1 protein-coding gene is annotated in these 533 nt (G+C 50.3%); it reads right to left on the bottom strand.

Annotated elements, in window-relative coordinates; all coding sequences use genetic code 11:
* Positions 1-22 precede the first annotated feature (22 nt).
* A partial coding sequence (locus ACOCD2_RS25805; protein ID WP_419626427.1) for a type 4a pilus biogenesis protein PilO occupies positions 23-533 on the bottom strand: 511 nt, incomplete at its 5' end.

Here is a 533-nt window from a genome sequence, read left to right as displayed (position 1 = left end):
ACAGCCGGATACAAATACTTCATCAGCCCGCCTCCTCGAGATAGCGGTAGGTTTTTGCCGTGGCTTCCATGACCAGTTGACCACCGTCTTTCTTCCTGGAAATCTTGACATCATGAACGGTTACGATAAGCGGCAAGGCAGCAAGGCCACTGACGAATTCACCAAATTCATGGTAGTCGCCCTTTACGCGAATCTTTATCGGTTTTTCTGCATAAAAATCCCGTTTGATTTCCGGCATGGGTTGGAAAAGCTCGAACTCCAGCCCGGCAGCCAACCCTGTCTGGGAAACATCGACCAGCAGGCCGGCGATGTCGTTCTTGTCCGGCAACTGACGCAGCATGACGCCAAACGATTCCTGCATTTCCTTGAGCTGCTCTTTATAAGCTGCCAGATTGACCGCCTTGGCCTGTTTACGCTCCAGTTCGGCGCGAAGATCCTTTTCAGTTTTCTCCACTTTAGCCAGAGCATCATATTCATCCATCATCAGATAATAATATCCGGCACCGATAATGGCCGCACAAAAGGCCAATACG

Origin of the sequence: Thiolapillus sp. (genome assembly GCF_048562965.1) — a bacterium.
Taxonomy (GTDB): domain Bacteria; phylum Pseudomonadota; class Gammaproteobacteria; order Chromatiales; family Chromatiaceae; genus Thiolapillus; species Thiolapillus brandeum_A.
The sequence above is the reverse complement of the archived record's forward strand: the minus strand, read 5'-3'. Positions and strand labels throughout refer to the sequence as shown.